This is a genomic window from Enterocloster citroniae, from assembly GCF_040545455.1.
Lineage (GTDB): Bacteria > Bacillota > Clostridia > Lachnospirales > Lachnospiraceae > Enterocloster > Enterocloster citroniae.
Window position 1 is genome coordinate 53,422 of the sequence record NZ_JBEPLZ010000015.1, and the last position, 26,833, is coordinate 80,254.

The following is a 26,833-nucleotide window of genomic DNA, read 5'->3' on the forward strand; positions in this document are numbered from 1 at the left end:
CGCCGCTGTCTATGTAATACCAGGACTATTTCCCGGGATAAAAATACTCCTTTTTCGCAATCAGGCAATGCCTTCTCATGGATGTCAGGTCTACCACAAAAGGAACCCCGGGAATGTCCGGCAGATAGAATCTTCCATTCTTAATCTCCCACTTCACCGACAGATACTCCCTCTGAAGGCTTTCAATGGGCGCCAGATACTCCTGCCTGGCCTCATCATCCGCCGTAGCGATCAACGGGGATGCCATATACGGAAGGCCGCCGGAAGTCAGCTTAATTTTGTTTTCCCGGGCCATATCCCTGATAGCCATCCACTCCCTGATCCCCGCCATATTAGAAGGACATGGCTGAAAATGCTTCACTCCTCTGTTTAAGTACTCCCGGAACATATAGTGGTTTCTCATGGACTCTCCCATGGCGATATCCACAGGGGAACGCTTTGTCAACCAGGACAGGCCTTCAAAATCACAGCAATGGACCGGTTCCTCATACCACTCAATGTTATACTCATTGGCCCTCTTTATAAATTCCAGGGCTGTCTCCGGCTTAAAATACTGGTTTCCATCAATTGCCAGTCCAATGCTGTCCCCTATGGTCTTTCTGGCCAGGGCAATGCGCCGGATATCATTGTCCAGATCCGCGCCGAAATTTGAGGCAATTTTCATCTTCACTGTCTTGTATCCGGCCTTTAGGAAATCCTCCAGTTCCTGTACCATCTGACAATCTGTCAGGTTAGTACCGCAGCCGCTCCCATAGGCCGCCAGGCTGTCCTTTTCCGCCCCCAGATAACGATGCAAGGGCTTTCCATCCATTTTGGCCAATATATCATAGATCAGAAATTCAAATCTTCCGTATTCGTAAGCGCTCTCTGCGTTAAATCCATTGTTCCGGTTCTGCCAGTACACCCGGTCAAGCCACTGTTCTGCCGTCTTCGTCTCTCCGGTCAGGATGTGGGGCAGTATTACCTTCTCCATACGCTCAGTACAGATCATGGTTCCCGTGATCCCGCCGGCTTCATACAGTTCCACAAGATGTGTCATATTCCAGTAGTGAAAAGGCCCTCCCGTGGAATCCCAGAAATCCACCGGAAGCTCCTTGGGAACAAAGGTATACACCGCCGCCCCATCGAATTTCAGCATTACATCTAATCCCTTATCAAACATATCCTTATGCCCCTATTATTTTTTTAGATTTTAAAAATCCTTCTTTGTCAAGCCTGCCCATATCAAAATGGCAGGGCAGCCCGGCCGCATCCGGGAAGTAGAACCTGCCGTCTTTTCTTTCCACCCGGATATCCATATAATCAAGCAGGGGCTGGTTGCAGGGCTCTAAAAATTCTACCATTGCGTTTTCCCCGGCATTTGCGATCATCACTGCGGAAAGCATGGGCAGGCCGCCGGATGATATCACGGCGCCGCATTCCTTGGCCATGGCATTTACCTCAAACCAATCCTCAATCCCATCAAAACTTGCTGCCACCGGCTGAAAATGCCTCACCTTTGTTTCCAGCAGCGGCTGGAACATATAGTGGTTATAAAAACTCTCCCCTGAGGATACAGGGATTGGGCATTGCTCTGCCAGGTCACGATAGCCAAAGTAATCCAGACTGTGCAGGGGTTCTTCATACCACGCAATGTCATACTCCTCCACCCGCTTGGCAAACTCCAGCGCCTGCCCCACGGTAAACACCTGGTTGGCGTCCAGGGCCAGGCCCACATCCGGTCCTATGACACCGCGGGCCAGCTTTACCCGCTCCACATCCCGGTCAAGCCTTGTCCCGAAATCCGTACCCACCTTCATCTTTACGATCCGATGTCCATGTGAAAGGAATCCTTCCATCTCCTTTGCCAGGGAAAGCCCCTCTAAGTGGGTGCTGCCGCCGCTTCCATAGACGGGTACCCAATCCTTGTCCGATCCCAGAAACCGATGGGCCGGCAGTCCCGCCCGCTTCGATATAAGATCCAGAAGGGCGAATTCAAAACGGCCTATCTCCCGGACGGTTTCTCCCGCCAATCCATTGTTGCGGTATTTCCAATACAGAAACCGGCTCCACTCCTCAAACGTCCTTTCCTCACCTGTAAGCACCAAGGGGAGAAGGCGCTCCTCCATAAGGGATGTGCAGGGTATCACCCCTGCAATCCCTTCCTTGTCATAGAGTTCCATTAAAAACTCCACCTTTGTGTGAGTAAAGGGGCCTCCTGTGGCATCATAGAATACTTCCTTCTGTGGAATCGGACTCAGTCCATATATAACTGCCCTTGAAAAGCTCAGTTTTGTCTGCCTGTATTCCGTTGTTCTTTTCATATACACCCTCTATAGCCGTCCGCCTCCGGGCAATACGCGGAGGCAGTCCCTTTTATCTGTCATATAAGCGGCCCTGCAGTCAGGTTAATCCGCCATCCACTCCTGCTGCAGCCTGGTCAGATCCGCGGCCCACTTATCGCAGGCCTCCTGTGCTGTCTTATCCCCCATCATCACAGCCTGAAGATCCGCTACAATATCATTTGACGCATACTCTGCATACCCATCCAGATAGATGGGAAACTGTGCAAATACCAGGTTCGGATCGTTTTCAAATTCCGCATAGATCTGGAAGTAGGGATTTTCCTTATACCAATCCTGGTCATAGATGCCTGTGTTTACAGGTACACGGCCCTCATTCCTGTCCACATAGCCTGCTCCTTCTGCGGAAGCCAGGTATTCAGCAAAAAGAACGGCCTCCTCCGGATGCTCAGTGTTCTTGAACACAACAGATCCCATAAATGTAGGAGCCTTGCAGACAGCGATCCCATCCTCACCTTCCAGAGGCCGGATCGGAAGGAAATTTCCCTCGCCCAGGTTCTTTGTATGCTCTGATACAGAGGAAGAGTTATGCATGATATACTGTGCTGTTCCGGCGCCAAACTCCGCCACCATCTCACGGTAACCGTTGGAGATCGCATCGTGGGATACCAGGCCGTCCTTATACAGGTTGGCGTAAAAATCCAGCCCCTCCACTACCTTCGGGTTATTCAGCGTGCTGGTCCCATCCTCGTTAAAGAAAGCCTTCTCCCCGCCGTAGGACAGAATAAACATAAACAGGTTTTCCGCAGATCCGGAACCGCCCCGCAGAGAGAAATAGTACGTTCCATCCTCCGCGTACTCCTCGCAATACGTTCTCAAGTCCGCAATGGATCCGGCAGGCTCAATGCCCTTTTCCTCATGCCACTTTGTGTTGTACCAGGAGGTTTCCTGGGTCTTGCCATAGCCTAAAAGGTAGAGATTTCCATCCTGTGCATAGAACCTGGCCTGCTCTACGATATTGGGGAGCAGGTTATCCCTTTCCTCCCAGGCATTAAAGGCATCATCCAACTGCATAAGGGCGTCCTGGGCCACCAGGGCGTAGAGGTCTTTATCGCTGATCGTACCCACATCCGGCGTGCTTTCCGTCACCACCGCGGTGTTAAATTTCTGGGTATAGGAATCAGAGGCCAGGCCCGTGTATTCCACTGTGATCCATGGATATTTCTCCTGAAAGTTTTTGATCACCTCCGCATAAATAGGATTTGAGGTGGTATTGCCGTCCCTGTGCCAGAATGTAATTGTTACAGGCTCCTTCCCTGTCTCTGGTGCTGTGGTCTCAGCCATCTCATTTCCATTCCCCTGAGCTGCCGCGGCCGGCGCCGCGGATGATGCAGGTTCGCCTTTACTCCCGCCGCATCCTGTCATACCTGCGAGCACCGCCGCTGCCAGTGTTACCGCCAATAATTTCTTCATAAATTATTCTCCCTTCTTTCAGTCATCTGCTGCCGGCCCTTTGGGGCCTTTTATCAGCATGCCTTTGTAGTAACATTTCTCTATGATAAAAGGCATCCCGGCCGGAAGCCCGTTATCTATTAAATCCAACCGGAGCCTATCCCTTCACAGCCCCTGAGGACAATCCCGATACCAGATATTTTTGAATATATGCAAACAGGATCAGCACAGGCACCAGGGCCATCACACATCCTGCCGCCAGGCTTCCGTAGGCCACGGTAAATTCCCCCTGCATCAGTTTTAAACCAATGGGAAGGGTAAAATACTTTTCACTGCTTAAAAAGGTAAATGCATAAACATATTCATTCCAGGAACTTACAAAGGAAAAGGCGCCTGCAGCCACGATCCCCGGCGCGATCGTAGGAACCACGATCCGGAAAACCGACTGCATTATAGTACAGCCGTCAATCTGCGCCGCCTCCTCCAATGCAGGGGATACACCGGATACAAATCCGCTGATCATAATCATACAAAAAGGGATCCGCACCGTTGTATAGGTGATCATCAGTGAATAGGGGGAGTTTACGATCCCCAGGTTTTTAAAAATAACAAACAGGGGGATCATTAACACCACACCAGGAAACATCTGGGATACCAGAAGCACCCCATAGGATAGGCCTTTCCCCTTAAACCGGTACCGGGAAATAGCATATCCGCCAAACACCGATATAACAGTGCTTGCAATGGTGCTGACTCCGGTCACAAGTACACTGTTGAAAAAATAGTGATCAAACCCCATATTCTCCCAGATATATTTATAATTGCTGAATGTGACAGGGCTTGGGAAATACTTAATGGGAATATCCAATATGGTAGATTCATCCTTTAATGAAGTAACTACGGTCCAATATACCGGGAACACGATGACCACAAACAATAGGATCAACGGTATATTGACGGTCAGGATCCTAAGCAGTCTCTTTTTCAGCCGTTTCTTTTGTCCATAGGTCATCACAGATCTCCCTCCTTCCCAAATCCTCCCACCAGGGAGTAGCCGATTGCAAATATCGCCAGGATCAACGCCATAACAGCAGCCATACAGCTGGAATATCCGATATCCATGCCCTCGTTAAACTTGGACATCAGATACATAGGCAGGGTCATGGTAGCGTTGTTGGGCCCTCCAGCCGTCATACCCGCAATGATATCCACAATATTAAATGTCCATATGGTACGCAGCATAGTGGTAAGGATCACTGTATTCCGGATCAGGGGCATGGTTATATGCAGAAACTGGTATATTACCCCTGCCCCATCCACATCCGCCGCCTCATAATAATCATGAGGAATGGACTGCAGTGCGGCCAAAAAGGATACTGCAAAGAAGGGGATGCCCCTCCAGGTGGTGGTAAAGATCAGCACCCCCATGGCCCGCGTCCCTGTGGCAAACCAGGGGATACGGTCCTTTATGATCCCGGCCCGCATCAATATATCATTGATGACTCCAGTCTGACCTGTAAACATGTAACTGAACACCAGCGCCACGATCATGCCTCCAAAGGCCCACGGTGAAAATACTACCATGCGGTACAGCTTACGCCCCTTAAAATCAGTATTCATCAGGATAGCCACCATAAGGCCAAAGCCTGCCTGAAGCACCACATTCCATATAGTCCACACCACGGTGTTCTTAAGCGCCTTAAAGAATACGGGATCCTCAAAAAGCTTTACATAATTGTCAAGCCCGTTAAACCCATAATCCTTTGGCCGCGTCAGAATATAATTGTGGAAGCTGTTAAAAAATGTCATAAAGATCGGATAAAACATAAACAGCGCGATCATTGCCATAGACGGCAGAATCATCAGGTACGGCGCGCTTTTCCGGTTCATAATACGTCTCCTGTTTCCCATTCCGTTTCCAGTCCCCTTTCTTCTATGTTTGCTATGTACGGTTCCTGTTTGTCACATTGGACGGTAGATCTCATATCCCTGTAGCAGCCCGTCCTTCTCCAGCTTTTCCACGTTCATCCTCTGGGCAATTCCAGGCGCGTCTTTTGATACATAAAACCTCCCGTTCCGTTCCTCAGGACAAAACATGGTATACTCGCCTACCGGCACAGTAGGAGGCTCATGGAACTCAATATACTCTTCCGGCCCATAGAGGCATCCAAAACTGGCATTCATGTAAACTCTCCCCCCGGAGGAGAACCGGATCCCCTTTTCCCTGGCCATATCCCGGATACGCAGCAGATCGTCCATCCTGGTCATCCGCCCAAAGGAAGGCTGCAAATGGCCCACACCTTTTTCCGCATATGTTTCATACGCATAAGAGATCCTCATGGACTCCCCAAACGCCAGCTGTATATCCGGCAGCAGCTCATGCAGCCTCCTGATACCGTTCATATCATGGGCATGTATCGGTTCCTCAAACCAGGCCGGATCATACTCCTCTATCATTTTTCCAAATTGGCAGGCCTCCTCCACGCTCCATCTCTGGTTTGCGTCCACAGCAATCGCAACTTCTTCTCCCAGAGCATCCCTCACCTTTTTAAAGCGTCTTACGTCACGCCCCATATCGGTTCCCTCATCGCTTCCTACCTTGAACTTTACGGTACGGTATCCCTCCTCCACATACCTCTGCATATCCTCAACCAGTTCCTCATCGGAAAGCAGCAGGGAACCGCCTCCCTTATAGGCAGCCGCCCAATCCTTCTCAGCACCCATGAACCGGTGTAAAGGCAATCCTGCTCTTTGGGCCAGGATATCCATCATCATGATCTCCAACTGCCCCACCTCCACTGCCGGTCCGCTTTGGAAACCCTCATTGCGGAATTTCCAATACAGGCTCTGCTTCCACTCCTTAAAAGATTTTGTCTCATTGTTTAATATCAAAGGCAGGATCATTTCAACAAAACGGCCTGTACAGGCCAAATGGGCGCATGCCCCTTCACTGTCATATAATTCGATACATCCCCGCTCTGGTGCAAAATTACCAAATCCTCCCGTACCATCTTTAAAGGGCTTGGGAAGAGGGATCGGACGAAAACTATAATATTTTGCATGAGAAAACCGAATCCTATGGGTAAATTCAAACATTTTTATCCCCCTTTTTATCTGTTTTTTATCAAAAATATATATAAATTGTAATGGTTTTTGATTTTCCGGGCAATTGTTAAACATTTGGTATTTTTCCTTCATTTTTGTGCATGATCTACATTCATTGCAGAATTTCCTCTAATCCATTTCATTTCCATTTCAAATATATATTTGCAATGAAATGTATGCACGGAAGTTTTACGATCCCTATAAAATAAAATTCAAAGACAGAAAAACGGCACAGCCCGTTGGCTGCACCGTTCTTCATAAAATCCGTTTATTATATTTTTAAGTCGGCATAGATTCCCTTTTTACAGTACACATCAATAAATAGGATACATGACATTTGCCGTGAATGCGCATGTCAGAATGGCCACTATCATAAATGGGAATGTGAATTTTAACACCTTTACCGGATTATATCCACCTGCGGCAAAACAGACGGCCGCCTCCCCTGAACCTGAGGGAAATCCCAGTGCAAAGTAATTGCAGGTACCTATGATCAATACGATCCCTCTTGGATCCCATCCTCCTGCCAGAGCCACCGATGCGGCAATGGGGATCAGGACCGTCTGCGTTGCCATATTGGATAAAAATGTGGTCATTACAACGGTTGCTGCAGAGAACATCAACATTACGGTCAGGGAACTGGGATTGCTGCCAAGGGCTCTGAGGATCAGATTTCCCACCGCATTACCTGCCCCGGATTTTCCCAGGGCGTCCGCAACCACCAATACACCGGCTATCATCCACACCATGTCGGAGGTCATGCCTTTTACAGCCTCATCCACCCTGAGGATCTTGGCGTAGATCAGGATCAGGACACCCAGTCCCGGCGCCAGATACAGCATGTTACCGGTCCATTTATTCAGCATCATCAGGAGCATGACCACTGCAAACACAGCGTATACCAGTACTTCCTGCCCGTGGGACAGCATTTCCGCCTTTTTGGTTTCCTTTAATTTTGACTGGTCGATATCCTCCTCACTTCTTGGCATCAGCTTCCAGAAAAAAAGGCAGTACAGGGTGAGTAAGATCATGGCTGGAATGGAGAAGATAAATGGATCCAGCATGGTCAGCTGAAACTCGGGATTGGGTATGATCCCCTCATACATGCCGTTGACCGTGGCAAAGGTTGATGCACCCAGGCCAATGGGAAAACGGAACTTCCAGGCAACCATGACGCCTAACAGCGGAAGCAGGACCCGCTTGGCCGTAATATCCCCTGTGTTATCCAGGGTTGATAAAAACACCACCAAAATCGTGATCGCTGCTGTGGTCGGTATAAACTGGGCAAATATGGCGCCGATCAGGAAAAATGACGCCACCAGCAGCATACCCCGCCTTCCTTTAATGGTATTCATGACCGAACTGATCCTGGCAACCAGGCTGGTCTTTGTTAGTACGGAACTCAGGGCCAGCATGGGTGCGATCAGCACCACGATCTTATTTCCAAAACCACTGAACGCTGACTGGACATCCATGATCCCCGTCATTGCAAGGATCAGACAGCATGCCATGGTGGTAACTCCAAAGGGTACCTTGTGCAGTATAAATGATATCATCATAAACAGCGTTACCGCCAATACTATGTACATTTCCATTGTTTTTCTCCCCTGTGTTTATTTCATCAGTTCCCTTACCTGGCGTGTTCTCTCCTCAACAAACTCTGCCCACACCGTGTCATCCAGATACGGCTGGGCCTCATGGGTATACTGTCCTGCCCTGTCCACAATCTCAATCTGGTTGGGATGGCTTGGAAGGGCGATATCCACATGGATCCCCTTTAATTTTTCTGCATCCCTCAGGAACCTGGTCCTCAGATCCGGGGTCAGATAGGTACTGGAGGCATAATAGTCGTCATTCATTGTGTTGGCCCCCACGCCCCCATGCATGGCAACCACATACGTTTCCCCGTTCACAGGGTTTTTCTCCTCCCAGAAAAAGCTGGTGCATCCGATGGTATGCCCTGGGGTAAGCATGGTCCGGATGGATATGTCCCCTAATGTAACCGGCTCTTCATCTGAGTAAAAGGCATCCACTGTAAAATCCTGGGGATGAGAATCAGGATCCAGTACCAAGGTTTCCTTGGGACATTTCCGGTAAAATTCATAATCTTCAGAGGAGAGGTACACCGAAGCTCCCGTCAGTTCTTTCATGGCCCTGGCCGCCCCGCAGTGATCAAAATGAGCGTGGCTGAGAAGGATTTTCTTAATGTCCTCTGGTTTATATCCCAGCCGGTAGATGGAATCCACCAGCAGATACATGCTTTCCGGAATGGCTGTGTCAATCAGGATCAGTCCGCTGCCGGTATCGATCAAATAGCAGCCCACCCAGGTCTGTCCTGCTACATACCAGGTCCTGGGGGATACCTGAAACGGTTTGACGGTCAGGGCCCAGGGCTCATATGCCAGGGTCTTTACAGGATGGGGCGTTGGTTTTGTGCATCGAAATGCCATTTGTTATTCCTCCTATCTAGGTATGGGTAAATACGGATCACATTTCTCAACCGGCTTGAGTTATCTGTCTGTTTTGATTATAATGGAGACGTAAACTTATTTCAACTTATGCATTTTTATTATCAGACTTAATTAAATTAAGTTATACGCCTGCCTCTATTGCACCGTCCCTATCACAAATGATAAAAAGGAGATACCATGGACATTCATCAGATTGAAAACATCATCGCCATTGAGCGGGAACAGAGCATATTAAAAGCATCCCAAAAACTGTTCCTCACCCAGTCCGCCTTGAACCAGCAGCTTCTCCGCCTGGAAAAAGAGCTTGGCACCCGGCTTTTTGAGCGGAGGAAGACCGGCATGATCCCCACCTTTGCGGGCAGGATCTATCTGGCAACTGCCCATCAGATGGTGGATATGAAAAAAGAAACGTACAAGATCATCCACGATATTTCGGAGGAAAATACCGGAGAGATCTCCCTGGCATACACCCCTGAGCGTGGCTCCCTTATGTTCTCCTACGTCTACCCCGTATTTCATCAAAAATATCCCAATGTCACATTCCGCATCCAGGAAGCGCGGGTCAAGAAGATGGAGCAGCTGCTCCTGAAAAAGGAAGTGACCCTGGCCGGACTGACCTATTCAGGCAGCTTTAAAAACCCGGATCTGGAATACTTGGATATGGCGGAGGAACTGATGGTTCTGGGACTGCCCAAAAGCCACCCACTAGCATATCTGGCAGGGGAGAGGAGCTGGGAAACATTTCCCCAACTGGACTTAAAGCTTCTCAGAAACGAATGCTTTACCCTGATCTCCAAGGAGACCAGAATGCGCGACATGATCAACCTGGCCTTTGAGCAGGCTGGCTTTCATCCCAAGATCCTGTTTGAATCCACCAGCACCCTGACCGTTGTAAACATGGTAAAAAACCAGGTCTGTCCCGCATTCTTTCCTCAATCCTACGTGGAGGCCAATGCCCCTATTGTCTACTTCTCAGTCTCTCCCAGACAGAGCTGGATGCGGTGCATGGCGTATCTGAAAGGTACCTATCTTACAAGGCCGGAAAAGGCCTTTCTTAGGTTGTGTACTTTGTATACACAGGGAAAGCCGCTTGTGTAGGAAGGAGAGGGGCAGGCATGGTTTGCCCAGACATGACTTGTCTTTCTCTCTGCCGAAACGTAAAAAATTCCCGGGCGCTGCCTGACAGCTGCAGCGCCCGGGGATCTTCCGTGTCCTCTGTTCTTTTACTTATTCCTATAATACTCCTGCATTACATAAAAGGCTTTTTTGCGTGTCGCCTTGTCCATGGCAACCAGACCTTTGCTGTTTTTTCCTCCCTGCATGGGATGCTTGCGTATGGGGGAAATAAAATCAAACAGTACCCATGGGAACATACCCTGTATTCTTCCGTCCGTGTACCGGATCTGGTTTTCATATACCCGTTCCTGGTGTTCTTCCGTGAACAATTCCTCCGCTCCTCCGTGGTGGCCTGCTTTTGCACCTGCACCGGTCTCAGTAATGACCATGGGCTTGTCAATGGACGTGTTGTCAAGAATCACCTTCACACCTTCATAATCCCTGTAATACCAGCCGTAATATTCATTAAACGCAACCACATCCACAAATTCCGCCAGCCGGTCCTTTACACACATGGTATTCACATCTACCAGGCAGGCGGCGCTGGTCAGCCTTGTGGGATCATAATTCCTGCAAGTCTCTAAAAGCCCTTTCATAAAATCAAGGCGTGACTGGATATCCGGATTCTCATTGCCCACGCTCCAGATCACTACGCTGGCCCTGTTTTTGTCCCGGAACATAAGCTCTCTCATCTGATTTTCTGCATTGCTGTAAGTCTCTGGATTCTCAAAATCCAAGGCCCAGTATACGGGGATCTCTTCCCACAGCATCATTCCGGCCTGATCTGCAAGCACAGCCATCCTCTCACTGTGGGGATAATGGGTAAGCCGCAGTATATTGCAGCCCATGTCCTTGGCCGTGTTCAGGATCTCAAGGCGCTCCTCATCAGTCTGTATCCTGCCCCTGTTCCTGCTCTCCTCGTGGCAGCATACCCCCTTTAGATAGATCTTCCTGCCGTTTAGAAAAATATCCTTTCCATCACACCTGATCTCCCTGAACCCCACCCGGTCCTTGACTTGGTCTTCTAAACACCGCGCCTGAACCTCATACAGCTTTGGATGTTCGCAGTCCCATAATTGGGGGTTAGCCTGGACTACACATCTCGCCTCTCCCCGTTCATTAGTCAGAACTTCCCGGGATATTCCAAGCTCTTCGATCTTAAAATGACAGCAGGCTCCCTGCACCGGGGCATCCAGTTTTATTTTCAGTTCAATCCTCCCGTATGTACCGTCAGGTACAAGGGATGCTGTAAAATCTTTAATATACACGGCAGGAAGCCGGAACAGTTCCACTGACCGGGTAATTCCCCCATAATTGAACCAGTCATAATTCATGGACGGTACCTGGTCCGGTTCCCTCCTGTTATTAACAGTGATCACAATGTGGTTTATTTCCTTAAGATCCTGGGTCAGTTCCGTATAAAAAGGCGTAAATCCTCCCTGATGCCTGGACAGGAGTGTTCCATTCAGCCAGATCCTGCACTCATAGTTGGCTGCCCCGACCCGAAGTATGATCCGTTCCCCTTCCTTTTCCTTTGAATAGACAAAGGTCCTGGAATAAACCGCCTCCCCCTCATACAGCCAATACCTGTCATCCAGACAGTTCCAGCATCCGGGGACCTGTATCTTTTCCATGGATGAAAAATCCAGGTCCATGGGAACCTCCCTGCCCTGCTCATCTTTTCCAGAGGCAGAAAACAGGTTCTTTCTTGTTACGCTGCGAAACACATCCGGCGTAAACCCCCATACGCCGTCCAGGCTTTCCGGTTTCCGGTGATCTGTGTACACACAGGACTGGACTGTGGTAAATGCGATCTGATTTTTTTTGTCAAACTGAAAATCCAATATATCTTTGTAATCATCCTTCATCCGATCCATTTTCTTATCTCCTTTTTCTCATTGCCTTCTGCTGGCGGCCGCCGGAATAAAGCACTATCCCTTTACACTGCCCGCAGCAATTCCTTCCATTACTTTTCTTTGGGTAATTAAAAATATCAATACAACCGGCAGCGATATGGCGGTCGACAGTGCCGCGGTCATGGACAAATCAACTCCCAGATCCGAATTCAGGTTTACCAGCATGGCTGCCAGATTATAAGTGCTCATATCTTTTGACAGCATCAGTACCGGAAGCCACAGACCCCAGCTGGACAAAAATGATATAAGGGTGGCTGTGGTAAAAACAGGATACATGACCGGTGTGACAATTTTAAAAAATATCTGGAATTCCGTGGCTCCGTCTATAGTGGCGGACTCAATCAGGTCATAGGGAAGGGACTGGAAAAAATTCTTAAACAGGAAAAAGGGAAGGGCCGCTCCCCATGCGCCTGTGGAAGACGCCAATATGATCCCCCAGAAATTGTTGGTTCCATACAGCCCCAGCTGAACCACGATCACATACAGGGGTATGAGCAGCAGCACGGCCGGATACATCATGCTTACCGAAAAAGAGGTCTGGATCATGGAAAACCCCGGAAGGCTGCCCTTTCTGTACAGCGCATACCCGCCCAGGGATGTTGCCAGGACCACCAAAAGGGTGCTGCCCCCTGAAATAATGATGCTGTTTTTAAAGTAATGCCACAAGGAATTTCCGGATAATGTAAGAATTCCCTTCCATCCATTTAACACCCACTTTTGCGGGATCAGGGACAGCGGATACTGTATGATCTCCTGGTTGGTCTTAAATGAACCGAACAGCATCCAGAGAAATGGATACACCATAATAAAGGAAATTATGATCAGTACCCCATAAGCTATCCATGTTATGAATCTATTTTGTTTCATTTAACCGTCTCCCTACTGCTGAACCAACCAGTGTCAAAAGTGCTATTAACAAAAATAGAAATGTGGCAATTGCCGTGGCTGATCCGAAATCCATTTTCTCATATTTACTGTACGCATAATACGACAAGAAATTGGTTGCATAATTAGGCCCGCCAAAAGTAATGATCCTAGACACCGTGTATGTCTTTAAAAACTGAATGATTGCATAGACTGCATTCAGCATAAACGCCGGTTTCAGGGAAGGAAGAGTAATGTAGGCGTACGTCTGCCATCCGTTCGCCCCATCCGTGGTGGCGGCTTCATACATGCTTCTGTCTATCAGTTGATAATTGGTCAGGAATATAATGGTGTACAGACCCACATGCTTCCACAACTCCACAAAAGCCAAGACCCCAATGGCAAGGTTAGCCTCTGTCAGCCATCCCAGGGGCGAAAGCCCCAATATTTCAAGAAGGCTGTTCATGGCGCCGTTACTGTTAAAAAAGTGTTTCCATACAACAGCGCTGACCACGTCCGGTGTAATAAATGGAATAAAGATCGCCAGCTTGAATATGAGCTGGGCCCCCCGGCAGATCCCCTTATAATCCAAAAGCTGAGCCAGCAAAAGTGCCGCAACCATGTTGAGAGGAACACTTAAGGCAGTAAAAAGCAGGGTTACCTTCAGGGAATCCCAAAAATAGGAATCCCTGAACAGCTTCATATAATTTCCCAGCCCCACAAATACAGGCTCTGTCAATATGGTGTTGGTCTTAAAAAAGGAATAGAATATACTGCATATCATAGGATACACGCCAAATACAATGGATACCACGGCAAATACGCCGATGCAGCAATATAACATCCAATACTTTTTAAGGATCACCCCGCACTTGCGGTGCGGGATAATCTTCCGGGTTCCTTTCATCCATTAACCTCACTTATTTTCCTGAATCACTGCGTTCACATCCCCGTGCAGCTTTTCAATAGCGCTTTGTATACCGGCCTCATCCTTTGCGCTGAATGCGTTCATTAGACCCTTTTCATATGTTTCCAGCATATCCGGATAGTATGGGAATACGCCTACATAAGAATCGCTGGGGTAAATGGGGATGGTTGAGTCAAAAAAGATCTTTTGGTTCTTGCTCAGCTGCTCTGTATCCACAACACTGTAATCCATGCAGGAACCCATGGTATCAAAACTGGCTTTCTGCGCTGCCTCTGACAGGCAATAGGTTAAGAATACTTTTGCAGCTTCCTTTTCAGGCGCATTTTTAGGCATTGCGATCCCTCTTACACCGCCCAGGAACAGGCCGCCCTTTCCGCTTCCGTCAAATGTGGGCCAGGTCGTAACCGAATATTCGCCCACGCCGCTGTCCGGCTGGTCCCATCCCGCTGCATTCCAGTTGCCCACACGGAACATCCCCACGCTGCCGCTCTGTATCTTTGTATACATGGCTGAGAAATCCTCGTTGACAGCATCTTTGTCCCAGATGGCATCAGGCCCCGCATACAGCTGGATGATCTTCTCAAACTGATCTTTATGGGCTTCAATCCGGCTCTCAGGCACATTGTTGATCCATACATCCGAGGTTCCATTTCCTCCGGTAAGGAACAGGTTGAACGCCTGTCCCGGATCGGTTCCCAGGTGAAGGGTCCAACCGGATATACCTGCATTCTTATACTCCTTTCCCAGGGCCAGGAATTTATCAAAGGTGGTCGGGATCTTATCCTCAGTTACTTCCACGCCTTCCACATCAGTTTTGTATCCCAGACCGTTTACAGAACGGTTAATGGGAAATGCGATCAGCTGTCCATCAGCTGATATGATCTTCATGTCGCTGTCCGTCACCACATCATGGTTCTCAGATGCTGCCAGTACATCATCCAGCGCCTCAAATCCGCCCCCTGACTGCTGATGGGTCACCAGAAGCCGGGATGCCTCATTAAATATCAGGTCCACACCGCCTGTTGTGGTAACTGCCTGCAATGCTTTTGTTGTCAGTGTAGCATTGTCAAAGGTAATGGCATCAATGGAGTAGTTGGGATAATCCTTCTGCATCTCCGCCTCTGCCGCCTTAAAGAAAGGAAGCCTGGAATCATTCCCCTCATACCAGATCGTGATCTTTACAGGCTGGTCCGACTGTCCCTGTGCGCCGGCTGCCTGGGTGCCATCGGCCCGGGTGCCTGCCTCCTGTCCCCCTGCTGCCTGGTCTCCTGCCGCCTGCGTTTTTTCTGTCTGAACGCCCTCTGTCTTTGCCGGCTCCGAAGCGCCCTTTGCACATGCGGACAATGACATGGCAACCGCAAGCATCATAACTGCCAATCTGTGTTTTCTCATAATGTATCCTCCCTTTATTTGTTTTTAATTACACTCATTGCTTCTATAAGATCCATCATATAAACCCTGCGTTTCCCCTCGTGGATGGAGTCAAAGGATACGCCTGTGCCGTTTGGATCCCACCTGCAGTGCAGGTCGCATCTTATATCCATAGAGGAAAGATGGGGGGAATAAAACCTGCCGACCACCATGCCCCTTTTGCTGTTTATATGGTACAAATACACAGGTCTGTATTGATCCCTGTCCTGATAACCATCTCCGATCAGCCACTGTCCATCCGGGGAATAACTGCAGTGAATGTCCTCATGGAATAACGCCCTGTCATAGACCGCATAATCCTGTGTCTCATCCTGCATTACATACAGTCCGTCCCCCTCTGCGCAGTCCCCGTAAAGCATCAGTTTCCCCTGTTTTCCCCAGTAGTAATGGGAAGCAAAGGTATAGGGACGGAGCTTGTAAATATTTCCGCCAAGATCGCTGGTCCCCAGCCCTGTCCGCCACATTCCGCCCGGCTCAGGGAAAAACCTTACCAAAAATAAAAAGCGGTCCGACTCCTGGTTAAAGGTAATGTGGTTGATAACGATCTTCCTGTCTATGTGATGTCCGTTCTCCCAGTTATAGATCCGGTCCAGCTGTGCATATGTAATAATCTGTTTTGCCTGCCCGCTCTCCATATCTACCAGGAATACCCCGTCTTCCTCAGGCGCATTTTGATCCTTCCAGGCATCCACTTCATTGCAGTATCCGTATCCGGCCCTGAAATCATATACGCGGTTCATATTAATGGACAAACCCCATTTCCCATCCGCAGATACATTGGCCAAGGGCCGTTGAAGCATGCGTTCCTTTTTGCTGTGGATATTCTTTACCACAGCCCGGTAGCCATGATCCGTATAAACATTATAGATAATCTCATCCGGATTCACCGGATTCCACTGAAGCATTGCGCCCTGCTGGAAATTCCAGGACCTGGTTAACGCCACTGGACTGAATACACCGGTATCCATGTCCAGGCTCCCCAGTTCACATTCGTCCTCTCCAGTGGGAAGACGGTCCATAAACGGGACCCGGTGACATAGATGAAGCTTCCCGTCAGGGTGGAATGCCCTGTTGTCATAGTAGCCAAAAAAATACTGCCCCCCATCATCCGGGGAAATCCTCCGGACTTTGATATGATTTGCATCTAATATACCATTCATTGTAAATTTCTCCTCTTTTTGGAGTTTTCAAATATTATACATTTCTCCCTTGACTTTCATATCTTTTTACCATAATATTAGTTTATACCATAAAACTCCCCCTACATTTTATACATATTTTCTATGGATATCCATGTATTCTTTATCTATATCACTACTATATAGTAATCTCCTTTGTATTTCAATTCACAATATACCCATATAATTGTATATTCAGACCATTTAAATTTTACAATTACTAACCCAAATCAGGAGATTATGTAAACGGAGGTCTTATATGGATAATTTCAGCATTGTAACAGGAGCCATGATCCAGCTCTCAAGTCCTTTCCGGCTGATCCATGTGATCAAACGCTTGCCGGACTTTCAGCTCCGCCCCCACAGCCACAACTTTTTTCACATTATATTTGTCACATCCGGTACATTGGAAGTAGACATCAAGGGGAGTACCCACATTATACATGAGAACCATGCGGTCATACTCCCGCCCTATGTCCCGCATGCATTAAATTCCAAGAAGGGGTATTGCCAGATCGGCGTGGACATCTTTGACACGGAGGAAAACGATCTCTGCGCCCTTTTGAATCAGACCTTTCCCTCCGGTTTTTCCATTGTTAAGATGCATCTGCTCCCCACCCATTTTGAGGAGATGATCAAGTCCGTGCGTGACCTGACTAAATTAAACCTGCTGAAACTTCAGAACAATGCAGAAGCCCTGGTGCTGTCTTTTATTGAACAGGCATCTGATACAGCGGACAAAAGCTTCAGGGACCGGTTCCTGGATATGATCGCCCATGATGATGGACTGACCTTCACCCTGCCCCAGATGTGTTCCTATCTGAACATCAGTAAAACCCATCTGGAACGTTTGGTCCATGATGAGTTTGAGTGCAGCGCTGTTGAGTATTATAATAAGCTGAAGATCATGAAAGCCTGCTTTCTACTCCAAAATTCCGAAAGTTCCATCCGGGATATCAGTGAAAAGCTGGGTTTTTATGATGAAAGCCACTTTACCCGTTTTTTCAAAAAAAGCATGGGCATTACACCGTCTAATTACCGCAATACTTCCAGAACACCTTTGTAGGACTATTGTTAGATCAATATTAAGGAACCTTTATCAGATGTGTACAGCACAATATATTAAAAAGGGAATTTCAGAAATATACCAACCTTAAGGCATGGTATCATAGAGCAGATATTAGATGCTTGAACCTGTATCTGGTATGCATTTTACAGAATCCTGTCTTAATAGAAATGATTGGAAAGGAAGAAATCAGATTATATGGCATGTACCGCAGGTTTAAGTCACATGGATAAAATACCAGTTTATCCTCTGGACGCAGCACATGCCGGAAATTGCATCATCTCTGTCTCCTAAAGGGAGATGATAGTAGACATTGAAAAATCATCTACTTTATTATCACCAAAATGGACATTTTCCCGGATTCACCAGTAAAGGTCGGTCAGTGTATTTTTAGCCCGGTTCAGCCAGTAGCTCCACATTCGTTCTCCGTCTTCCGGAGAAAGCATCGTTTCCGTGGCCGCCCGCCCTTCCTCCTCTGTCAGGTATCTGGGGCTGCCAAGCTGCATGGCCTGGAACTGGGAAACAGCGTTATCCCTGAGGACCGTACATCCGGTAATCAAGTTGATAGCATTCTCTCCTATGACTACGACCCCATGTACGCCTATAAAAGCGGCCCGGCAATCTCCCAATACCTGGGCCAGCTTTTGGCAGACCTCACGGGTATTAGCCAACAGGCCGGAATTCACCGTAGGATTGTGAAAAGCGGGGATTCCCTTGTAAAACATGCCGGCAGTCTGAGAGATAGGGCGCAAAGGCGTCCCGGTGGAAGAAAACGGAATCAGCTCTTTGGCATGGTTATGGCAGATCGCATTGACATCCGGCCTGACCTTATAAATTTCACTGTGCATTAAAATTTCCGTAAAATGCTGGAATTGTTTGTTGGAAACTACATTTCCGTCTAAATCAAGTTCCATAATATCCTTCCGGGTAACTAATCCTGGAGCCATGCGGCGTGATTGAAAAAAGGTGTTGGGGTTTTCCGGATTTCTTACGCTAACATGCCCGTAGGCATCCAAAATTCCTTCATTGGCCAGAAGGCGGTTTACAATGACGCACTGCTCTATAGCTTCCTGGGCCGTCCGGGGATTTGGATTAAAAGATATCATATTTGAAAAAACAGCCATTTTATATTCCCTTCTGGTATTAGTCTGAATTACGAAGCGACTGATACCTGTTTTTTAAATTGCGTTTTTTGATAATTTTACTCACATGGTTTTTGACCGTATAAAGGGAAATGTGAAGTTCATCGGCAATTTCCCGGTTTGTCTTACCGCAGCGCATAAGATTATAAATGGCAACTTCCCTGGAGGTCAGCGTTTCTCCTGATTTTGACCCGGATAACAGTTCAAACAGTACAGGAGCCAGGGCGGCAGAAACGCCGTACTCCCCGTTAGCTACATGGAAAAGACCGTTTTCAAATTCATTAAAAGATGCACTCTTCAAGAAATAGCCTTTGACACCGTTTTCCGCTGCAAAGGCGATTTCTTCAGGAGAATCACAGTCTGTCACAGCTACAATACAGGTGGTTGGAGACAGACTTTTTATATGTTTCAGAATATCAGGATGATTCCGCTTATTGGTAAAAGGGTCAACCAGCAGAATCCCCGGCTGATGCTTGGATAGAATTTCAAAACCTTCCTTAACATCACCTGTTTCATACAGGACGGAAATCCAGGAAATGGAAGAGAGCAGCCTGCAGATACCTTTCCGGAACAATTCCCGTTCTTCTATAATTGCAATACTACATTTCATGTCTGCATCCTATCTTCAAAGTTTTCTCATGCCTACTTCTTTTATTCTATCAAGAACTATCTTTTTGTCAACTTTCTATAAAATAAACCGCTAAAAATAGTTCCAAAGAACTAAAAAAAATAGCTCTTTTTCACAAGGTAGAGCTATTTAGAAGGCAGGCTTTATCAGGTACAATAGAATTAATAAATAACATGAGTTCTATAACTAAGGAGGGGGATATATGAGTGTAGGACAAATATCACTAATGCTAGGGGTTTTCTTTATTATTACTATTATTATCAGCTTTGTGAAAAAGGTAAATCCGGGAATTGTAGGATTATCCTTTGCCATTATTGCAGCCATTGCCACAGGTACAAAGTTCAAAACACTGCAGGCGGGATTTCCAGTCAACGTTGTGCTTACATTATTTTCTATCAGTCTTTTCTTCGGCTATTTTATTGACAATGGCACAGTACACTGGATCGCCCGAAAAATGCTGTATGTTACAAAGGATGTGCCTAAGATGATGCCTTTTATCTTCTTCTTTATTGCTTTAGTGCTGGGCAGTATCGGCGGAGCAAACATGGTTGTCTTTTCCGTAGCAATTGCATTCCCGGTAGGAATGGCAAGCGGAATGAAAGCATGGGAAACAGGAGCTATCTGTTTAATCGGTACCCAGTGTGGCTCTTATCTGCCTTGGGGTACTCATGGCTCTACGGCAAGAGCCATTATTGAAACCATGAACGATGGAGCCTGGGCTGACGTATCTATGAGGCTAAACTGGAAATGGTGGTTTACATCCTTTATTGTTTACATAATTGTAGTCATTGCATTTTACTTTATTTTCCAAAATTATAAGCTGAAAAAAATTGAAAATGTGGAACAGCCCGGAAAACTGAACCATGTACAACAGTTGAGCCTCATCCAAATCGGAATCGTACTGTTGCTTGTAATTTCTATGCCGCTTCTGGCAAAGAAAATTGACAACCCCTTATTTAAGGCAATTGCAGGTATGTGTGACGTTGTGCCTCTTTGCTTGGTAGGTTCTCTTATGAATATGCTTTTAGGCCTTGGAAATGAAAAATCCATTATAAAAAATCTGGTTCCCTGGAATACCATTTGCATGGTTTTTGGAATGGGTATGCTGGTAAACCTGGCCAGTACCTTAGGCGTATTTGATTATCTGACAGAAGTTGCAGAAGGTATCCCTGCAGGCCTTGTAGGGCCGGTATTCCTTTTGATTGCAGGAGTAATGAGTTTGTTCTCCAGCTCCCTGTCTGTCGTCTATCCCACGGTACTTCCAATTGCAGGCTTGTTTGCCATGAATTATGGTCTAAATCCGGTCATGGCCCTGTCTGTATTTATAATCGGTTCTGCTACAACAGCAATGTCACCTTTATCCGGTGGAGGCGGCCAGATTATGGGAGCGTGTACAGAAGATATCTGTGATAATCAGATTATGTTTAACAAGCTGTTTCTGACAGCATTTTCCACTATGATTATTCTGTTTATAGAAGCATGCATAGGCTTGTTCGGAATCTTTAGCCTTTAATAGAAAATGCTGTTGAACTCTTTCATGATATTTGATTTTTATGCAACTTAATAATGTATTAATTTATAAGCAGCCATAAATATATTGTAGTAGGAGGTAATGACTATGTATACATTTGAACCTGACAAATTACGCAAACCGATTTCCGATGCAACCCTGGAAAAAAGATGGGACATGGTACGTGAAGAAATGAAAAAAGAGAATGTGGATGCCCTAGTTATCCAAAATGAGCACCGATACCGCAATGGTATGGTGCGGTATTTTACAGACATCGGTTCCCTTTCCAATCCAGTTACAGTATTTTTCCCTATTGATGACGAAATGACCGTCTTTGCCAACGGAGGCGGCCACAGCCTGTCTCAGACTCCAGCTTATGGCTGCAGAGGCGTAAAGGACCGTATCGGTGTGCCTATTTTCCCTACGTACGTACCGGAATTAAGCACTGCTGATGCAAGGGGCGTAGCTGATCTGATCAAAAAGAGAGATGATAAAAAAATAGGTTTGGTACGTATTGGTTCCATGCTGGGCAGTTTCTATCAATACCTTACCGAGGCATTGACAGGCCAGGTAGAATTTGTAGATTTTACAAATGCCATTGATGAGTTGAAGGCAATAAAAAATGAAGAAGAAATCGAAATTCTGCGTCTGTCTGCAGAGCTTCAGGACTATGTAATGAATGCCATTCCGTCCTTTCTAAAACCAGGCATGTATGAATATGAGCTTCGCAGCCATATTATCCATCTTCTGACTAATCAAGGAAGCGAAGAACAGTTGATTATGATCGGCTCCGCACCTTTGGGACAAAAAGCCGGGCATAAAGCTCATTTCTATCAAAACCGCAGAATCGAAGCAGGAGATGCAGTTATGGTTATGCTGGAACCCAATGGTCCCGGCGGATTGTGGGTAGAACTGGGCAGAACCTTTATTTTAGGCGAACCGGATGAGACATTGCAGAAGGTCTGGGATGATGCGGTAAAAGCTCAGCATTATACAGCTTCTCTTCTGAAACCGGGAGCTACCTGTGGAGAAATATATGATAAGTACAATGAATACGTAGAACATATGGGATATGCAAAGGAAACTCGCATCCATGCCCACGGTCAGGGTTACGATCTAATGGAACGTCCGGGAATACGCGGCGAAGATCCAATGGTCATCAGACCGAATATGAACATTGCCATCCATCCTACATTTGCGAAAAACGGAGCTTATGCCTTTGCCTGCGACAATTATCTGACCACAGATGCAGAACCGGTACGAATCCATAAGACCTCCCAGGAATTAATCAAAGTAGTTCATTGCTAACGATTTACCGCTGCCACCGGTACAAGCAGAAAGCAAAGCAGACTGCTGCACCGGTGGCGGTACCGAAGGAGAAAAAGAATGAAAAACTATACGGTTTTTATTGCCGATGATTATAAGATTCCGGAGATCATGGATGAAATTGCCGTCCGTCTGGAGGAAAAAGGTATTCATGTTATACGGGGACCAAAAACAAAAAAGGGTAAGCGGCTGATGTACCCTAATGAAAGCCTGGAAGAGCTGTTTGGAAATGCAGATGTAGCTATGTTCAGTTCCCGAAGCATCTGTGACAACCGCATCATAGAGATGGCTCCTAAACTTCGGGGCATTGTAAATCCAACCATTGCTGTTGATACGATAGATGTAAAACTGGCTACGGAAAAAGGAATTTTAGTGGGAAACGGAGCAATTCCTGAAAACTATATTGAAATGTCAGAAGCCACCGTTATGCTTATGCTCATGTTGATGTATGACCCCTTTAAATCTATGCGTCTTCTGAGGGAAGACCTGCCGGAACCATCTCTTCATGAGCATTGGGCTAGAATGATGTATAAAAAGACTGTAGGACTTCTAGGCCTGGGACGTATCGGAAGAGAGGTTGCAGACAGGCTGGCCGCCTGGAATATGGACATTATTGCGTATGATCCTTATATTGACAGGAAGAATGTGCCGGATTATATAGAGATGGTAGATTTGGACACTCTATACGCCAGAAGTGATATTCTTGGGGTATTCCTTATAGTTACAGATGAAACGAGAGGAATGATTAACGGAGAGGCTTTTGGAAAAATGAAGGACGGAGTACGTTTTGTGAATACCTCCAGAGGACAGGTGGTTGACGAAGATGCACTGGCCGAAGCACTGAAGTCAGGCAAAGTAGCCAGTGCAGCCCTTGACACCTTCCAGGTAGAGCCACTTCCTAAGGACAGCCCTCTCAGAAAAATGGACAATGTAATTTTGACACCTCATATTGTAGGCCATGCTTTGGAATGCCAGCTAAAGCTGCCTGAAGCTGCCGTAGAAAATATAATGAACATTCTGGACGGGGTACCGCCAAAATATCTGGTAAATCCAGGTGCACTGGAAAAATTTCAGGAAAGAATAAAATAGGTGCTCTGCCTGCGAAGATTTCTCTAAGAGTAAAATTAAATAAAAAGATGCAGAATACGCGGATGGCCTTTATCTGTCTCCAATAAAGACTGCCTGGAGACAGATAATATCAGTTATTTTCCGCATTTCCCTATTTCCCACTCCCCATAAACATCCCAATATCATCAATGATCTCTTTCAGACAATCTTCCAACACCACGTTCTGGTACCATTTTTCAATTCCGCACCGCTCCAGGTTTTCCAGCTTAAAATCTTCCTCATCCGCCAGGAACCTGCGGCACATTTCCTTGTACCGCGGCACCTTCTGCTGTTCTTCCCGCTCCAGGGCCCGCCTCAGTCTCAGCCCGTCTTCCACGTGAATGTAGAGGGGGACCAGTGCCTCCGACCCGTAAAACAGGCGCATTTTTTCGTAGGACTCCAAAGTACCCATGACCAGGTAGAAACCATGTTCCAGATCGATCTGCCCGTCATCCACTGTAAAATAGTTCCATGGCCCATACACCGTATCATAGGTCCTGCACTCGATCAGAGTACCATTTTCCCGGCACTGCTCCAACCGACCGTCATCCACAAAGAAATATTCCACGCCATCTGTTTCCCCGTCCCGGATGGGGCGGGTGGTATACATACGCACGGTCTTAAGCTCCGGCATCCTGGCATGAAGCTGCTTGTATATGGTATCTTTTCCCGATGCGCTTTTTCCCATTACATAAAATATCTTTCCCATTTCATTCTCCGTCTTTATATTCAGTACTTTTACTGTCCCATATCAGTCTGTTGTTTTCACTGCCTTCAAATACGTCAGTTCCTGGTCCTCAGGCCCCTGCACCGGCAGCTTTTTATCCATATATTCCAATATGATATCCAATGCCCGCCTGCTGATCCATTCCCCCGGCGCCACAATGGGGATACCCGGCGGATAGATATAAATAAATTCCCCGGAAATGCATCCGGCACTGTCCTTCAGCTTTACGTCATGCAGTTCCCCGTCCATGGCATCTGCTATGGTCATGGCCGTGTCGCTCCGCATACTGTATACACTGCTGGCCGTAGTGTCCCAGGATACCGGTTTCAACCGGCTGTCAATCTCACACAGGGCGTCCCCCAGCCGGCTGAGCCCTTGGTCATTGTCCATGACCGTGCTGATGGCTGTCACATAATCCGCACCGCACATCTCCATCTCCAGCCTGTACACCCTTCTCAGTATATCATCCAGCATGGCGCCTGTAAAACAGGGAAGGGAATCGCTGCCCGGCCCGGCCCCTGACACGCTGCCTGGTCCTCTCCCTTGGCCGCTCCCCGGTCCGTTATCCCCCCTGTTTATTCCGCTGTTTATTCCGCTCTTTTCCCAGCCGGTCGCATCCGCCAGCGAAGTCCCTCTGGTAGATAGTACGATCTTGGAACAGTCCAGGTCAAATATACCGCTGGTTCCCTTCAGGTCCAGACCCGCAAGGCGCAGGCATTTAAGGCCCGAAAGCCTCTGCCTCAGCGTTCCAAGCCTCTGGCTGTATGGTTCCAGGTCCATGTGCTCCATCTGATAGATACTGTTCTCAATACTGGCCATCAGCACATAGGAGGGACTGGTGGTCTGCACCATGTGAATATAGCGGTCGATCTTTTGTGCATTGGCATAGCAGCCTCCCTCCGGCCGGTTGTTCTTAATATGAAGCAGTGCGGTCTGGGTCAGGCTGGGCATGGTTTTGTGCACACTCTGGATCACCACATCCGCTCCCAGATCCAGGGCGGAACACGGGAACATTTCCCCATACCTGAAATGTGCGCCGTGGGCCTCGTCCACAATAAGCGGAAGCCCTGCCCGGTGGACCACCTGGGCAATTCCTCTGATATCCGACACCACGCCCTCATAGGTGGGTGAAACGATGAGAACCGCCTTGGTATCCATGTACCGCCTTAGCATCTGATCCACATCCTGGGGCGTAATCCCTCCCTGTATCCCCAATCCGGGAACCTCCTGTGGATAAACATAGGACGCTTTCAGCTGGTTTAAAAAGATTCCATGATACACGGCCTTATGGCAGTTCCTGCTCACCAGGATCCGGCCGCCTCTTGGAACCGTTCCGCATATGGCCGACAGAATACCGCTGCTGCTGCCGTTTACAAGGTAATACGTCCTGTCCGCACCGTATACACCGGCCGCCCATTCCATGGATCGTTTCAGTATTCCTTCCGGATGGTGGAGATTATCAAATCCGTCAATCTCCGTTATATCCACTGTAAAGGGATCCGGGAATCCCATGCTTCCGGTCCGCTTATGGCCGGGCATGTGGAATGGGTACATATTGGTTTTCCCATACCTTACCAGGCGGTTGACCAGCAGGTCTTCCCTTTGCATTTCCCTTTGCGTTATCTTTTTCATTTCCATGCTTTTAACCTGCTTCTGGGTGCCAGACGGATCAGGCTGTCCGACATCTCTTTATGATTCCTGATGACCAGTGTCTTTTCAGGATAACATTCCTGTATCTCCCTGTACCTATTCTTATATTTCCGGCTTCTTCCATTCCTCAGGATCCACATGAGGAATGGAAGATCCATCTTTTCCTCACATCCGTCCGCAATGGAATCCCTCACCCTGCCCCGGTACATTACATAGCGGCGCATGGCCTGCCACAGACAGATCCTTCTGGGAAAATCCATGAACACGATCAGATCCGCCTCCTTCAGTCTCCGCTCCTGGCACAGACCGGAATAATTTCCGTCAATGATCCATCCGTTCTCCCCGTTCTCATCCAAAAAACCGGAGACGGTCCGCCTGGCATCCTCAGGATCGCGCTCCCTCCATCCGGGTTCAAAATTGATCCTGTCCAGATGCAGGACCGGGCACTGGTAGATCCGGCCCAGTTTCTTGGCCAGTGTGGACTTGCCGGAACCGCTGTATCCTATAACTGCAACCTTCATTCCCATACCTCCCTGTGTGACATGATCCGATCAAGCGTTTATTACCATATCATAGTATACATGAAAACCCATTGGATTCAAAGAGTTTTAATCAATAAACAGCGCCGTCCACTGACGTTACCCTTAATAAACAAGGGAACGCAGGCAAACGGCATAATAAATATGGGCGTCACTGCTCACAAGTACGGGGACCCTGTATTTCTTGCACAATGACAGCATGGCCAAAAATTCCGATGACGGTATTTCCAGCAAATCAGACCACAAGATCATGGCTCCTGGATATCCTCATCTTAACCCTGATGCACCAGCAGACCGGAAGCGCTGACAGCAGCCGGTATCCGGAAAGCCTTCGGGCCAGGTATGCATCCCTTATAAAGCGTTAACGGTTCTGAAGGTTGAAAAAGGGAAAACCG

Annotated in this window: 23 protein-coding genes; 5 read left to right on the top strand and 18 right to left on the bottom strand. The window is 47.6% G+C overall.

Annotation, left to right across the window (positions count from 1 at the left end; genetic code table 11):
• Positions 1 to 25: 25 nt before the first annotated feature.
• The 8 genes from ABID13_RS18175 to ABID13_RS18210 form a co-directional block, all read right to left on the bottom strand.
• Positions 26 to 1,162: a mandelate racemase/muconate lactonizing enzyme family protein gene (locus ABID13_RS18175; protein WP_048931057.1), complete on the bottom strand. Its 1,137-nt coding sequence runs from the start codon at positions 1,160 to 1,162 to the stop codon at positions 26 to 28.
• A 4-nt stretch (positions 1,163 to 1,166) separates the two neighbouring features.
• Positions 1,167 to 2,303, bottom strand: coding sequence for a mandelate racemase/muconate lactonizing enzyme family protein (locus tag ABID13_RS18180; protein WP_007870555.1), 1,137 nt, complete (start codon positions 2,301 to 2,303; stop codon positions 1,167 to 1,169).
• 84 nt (positions 2,304 to 2,387) lie between these two features.
• Positions 2,388 to 3,755: an ABC transporter substrate-binding protein gene (locus ABID13_RS18185; RefSeq protein WP_007870558.1), complete on the bottom strand. Its 1,368-nt coding sequence runs from the start codon at positions 3,753 to 3,755 to the stop codon at positions 2,388 to 2,390.
• Positions 3,756 to 3,891: 136 nt separating this feature from the next.
• Positions 3,892 to 4,746 carry a carbohydrate ABC transporter permease gene (locus tag ABID13_RS18190; RefSeq protein ID WP_045091689.1) on the bottom strand — a complete coding sequence of 285 codons (855 nt, stop codon included), beginning with the start codon at positions 4,744 to 4,746 and terminating at the stop codon, positions 3,892 to 3,894.
• Positions 4,746 to 5,624 carry a carbohydrate ABC transporter permease gene (locus ABID13_RS18195; protein WP_048931058.1) on the bottom strand — a complete coding sequence of 293 codons (879 nt, stop codon included), beginning with the start codon at positions 5,622 to 5,624 and terminating at the stop codon, positions 4,746 to 4,748. Before ABID13_RS18195 ends, ABID13_RS18190 begins: the two co-directional genes overlap by 1 nt.
• 72 nt (positions 5,625 to 5,696) lie before the next feature.
• Positions 5,697 to 6,830, bottom strand: a complete 1,134-nt coding sequence (locus tag ABID13_RS18200) for an enolase C-terminal domain-like protein (RefSeq protein WP_045091687.1) — start codon at positions 6,828 to 6,830, stop codon at positions 5,697 to 5,699.
• 323 nt (positions 6,831 to 7,153) lie between these two features.
• Positions 7,154 to 8,434 carry an SLC13 family permease gene (locus ABID13_RS18205; RefSeq protein ID WP_045091686.1) on the bottom strand — a complete coding sequence of 427 codons (1,281 nt, stop codon included), beginning with the start codon at positions 8,432 to 8,434 and terminating at the stop codon, positions 7,154 to 7,156.
• A gap of 18 nt (positions 8,435 to 8,452) precedes the next feature.
• Positions 8,453 to 9,289, bottom strand: a complete 837-nt coding sequence (locus tag ABID13_RS18210) for an MBL fold metallo-hydrolase (RefSeq protein ID WP_045091685.1) — start codon at positions 9,287 to 9,289, stop codon at positions 8,453 to 8,455.
• A gap of 198 nt (positions 9,290 to 9,487) precedes the next feature.
• Here ABID13_RS18210 and ABID13_RS18215 point away from each other — a divergent pair, with 198 nt between their 5' ends.
• Positions 9,488 to 10,408: a LysR family transcriptional regulator gene (locus ABID13_RS18215; protein WP_045091684.1), complete on the top strand. Its 921-nt coding sequence runs from the start codon at positions 9,488 to 9,490 to the stop codon at positions 10,406 to 10,408.
• Between the two features lie 125 nt (positions 10,409 to 10,533).
• On the opposite strand, the gene ABID13_RS18220 is transcribed toward ABID13_RS18215, so the two are convergent.
• From ABID13_RS18220 to ABID13_RS18240, 5 genes are read right to left on the bottom strand one after another with little or no spacing between them, the layout of a single operon-like run.
• The gene (locus ABID13_RS18220) at positions 10,534 to 12,303 is read right to left on the bottom strand and encodes a glycoside hydrolase family 2 protein (protein ID WP_048931059.1); all 1,770 of its coding nucleotides are present in this window, start codon (positions 12,301 to 12,303) and stop codon (positions 10,534 to 10,536) included.
• Between the two features lie 54 nt (positions 12,304 to 12,357).
• Positions 12,358 to 13,209, bottom strand: coding sequence for a carbohydrate ABC transporter permease (locus ABID13_RS18225; RefSeq protein ID WP_048931060.1), 852 nt, complete (start codon positions 13,207 to 13,209; stop codon positions 12,358 to 12,360).
• Positions 13,196 to 14,113, bottom strand: a complete 918-nt coding sequence (locus ABID13_RS18230; RefSeq protein ID WP_048931061.1) for a carbohydrate ABC transporter permease — start codon at positions 14,111 to 14,113, stop codon at positions 13,196 to 13,198. Before ABID13_RS18230 ends, ABID13_RS18225 begins: the two co-directional genes overlap by 14 nt.
• 9 nt (positions 14,114 to 14,122) lie before the next feature.
• Positions 14,123 to 15,526 carry an ABC transporter substrate-binding protein gene (locus ABID13_RS18235; protein ID WP_045091682.1) on the bottom strand — a complete coding sequence of 468 codons (1,404 nt, stop codon included), beginning with the start codon at positions 15,524 to 15,526 and terminating at the stop codon, positions 14,123 to 14,125.
• Between the two features lie 14 nt (positions 15,527 to 15,540).
• Complete coding sequence (locus tag ABID13_RS18240; RefSeq protein WP_045091681.1) at positions 15,541 to 16,725, bottom strand: TolB-like translocation protein; 1,185 nt, start codon at positions 16,723 to 16,725, stop codon at positions 15,541 to 15,543.
• Between the two features lie 277 nt (positions 16,726 to 17,002).
• Between ABID13_RS18240 and ABID13_RS18245 the strand changes: the two genes are divergently transcribed.
• Positions 17,003 to 17,809 (top strand): helix-turn-helix domain-containing protein, encoded by an 807-nt coding sequence (locus tag ABID13_RS18245; RefSeq protein ID WP_007870589.1) that lies wholly within the window; start codon positions 17,003 to 17,005, stop codon positions 17,807 to 17,809.
• A 362-nt stretch (positions 17,810 to 18,171) separates the two neighbouring features.
• On the opposite strand, the gene ABID13_RS18250 is transcribed toward ABID13_RS18245, so the two are convergent.
• Both ABID13_RS18250 and ABID13_RS18255 read right to left on the bottom strand, forming a co-directional pair.
• Positions 18,172 to 18,933 (bottom strand): class II aldolase/adducin family protein, encoded by a 762-nt coding sequence (locus ABID13_RS18250; RefSeq protein WP_048931062.1) that lies wholly within the window; start codon positions 18,931 to 18,933, stop codon positions 18,172 to 18,174.
• Between the two features lie 19 nt (positions 18,934 to 18,952).
• Positions 18,953 to 19,561, bottom strand: coding sequence for a LuxR C-terminal-related transcriptional regulator (locus ABID13_RS18255; protein WP_048931063.1), 609 nt, complete (start codon positions 19,559 to 19,561; stop codon positions 18,953 to 18,955).
• Between the two features lie 220 nt (positions 19,562 to 19,781).
• Here ABID13_RS18255 and ABID13_RS18260 point away from each other — a divergent pair, with 220 nt between their 5' ends.
• The 3 genes from ABID13_RS18260 (at position 19,782) to ABID13_RS18270 (ending at position 23,504) form a co-directional block, all read left to right on the top strand.
• The gene (locus ABID13_RS18260; RefSeq protein ID WP_082174000.1) at positions 19,782 to 21,092 is read left to right on the top strand and encodes an SLC13 family permease; all 1,311 of its coding nucleotides are present in this window, start codon (positions 19,782 to 19,784) and stop codon (positions 21,090 to 21,092) included.
• Positions 21,093 to 21,197: 105 nt separating this feature from the next.
• Positions 21,198 to 22,397 carry a M24 family metallopeptidase gene (locus ABID13_RS18265; protein WP_048931065.1) on the top strand — a complete coding sequence of 400 codons (1,200 nt, stop codon included), beginning with the start codon at positions 21,198 to 21,200 and terminating at the stop codon, positions 22,395 to 22,397.
• A 210-nt stretch (positions 22,398 to 22,607) separates the two neighbouring features.
• Positions 22,608 to 23,504 carry an NAD(P)-dependent oxidoreductase gene (locus ABID13_RS18270; RefSeq protein ID WP_197092215.1) on the top strand — a complete coding sequence of 299 codons (897 nt, stop codon included), beginning with the start codon at positions 22,608 to 22,610 and terminating at the stop codon, positions 23,502 to 23,504.
• 130 nt (positions 23,505 to 23,634) lie between these two features.
• On the opposite strand, the gene ABID13_RS18275 is transcribed toward ABID13_RS18270, so the two are convergent.
• From ABID13_RS18275 to ABID13_RS18285, 3 genes are read right to left on the bottom strand one after another with little or no spacing between them, the layout of a single operon-like run.
• On the bottom strand, positions 23,635 to 24,231 hold the full coding sequence (locus ABID13_RS18275) for a guanylate kinase (RefSeq protein WP_048931067.1): 597 nt from the start codon (positions 24,229 to 24,231) through the stop codon (positions 23,635 to 23,637).
• Positions 24,232 to 24,273: 42 nt separating this feature from the next.
• Positions 24,274 to 25,857: an aminotransferase class I/II-fold pyridoxal phosphate-dependent enzyme gene (locus ABID13_RS18280; protein WP_048931084.1), complete on the bottom strand. Its 1,584-nt coding sequence runs from the start codon at positions 25,855 to 25,857 to the stop codon at positions 24,274 to 24,276.
• Between the two features lie 20 nt (positions 25,858 to 25,877).
• The gene (locus ABID13_RS18285; protein WP_048931068.1) at positions 25,878 to 26,420 is read right to left on the bottom strand and encodes a DNA topology modulation protein; all 543 of its coding nucleotides are present in this window, start codon (positions 26,418 to 26,420) and stop codon (positions 25,878 to 25,880) included.
• Positions 26,421 to 26,833: the final 413 nt, after the last annotated feature.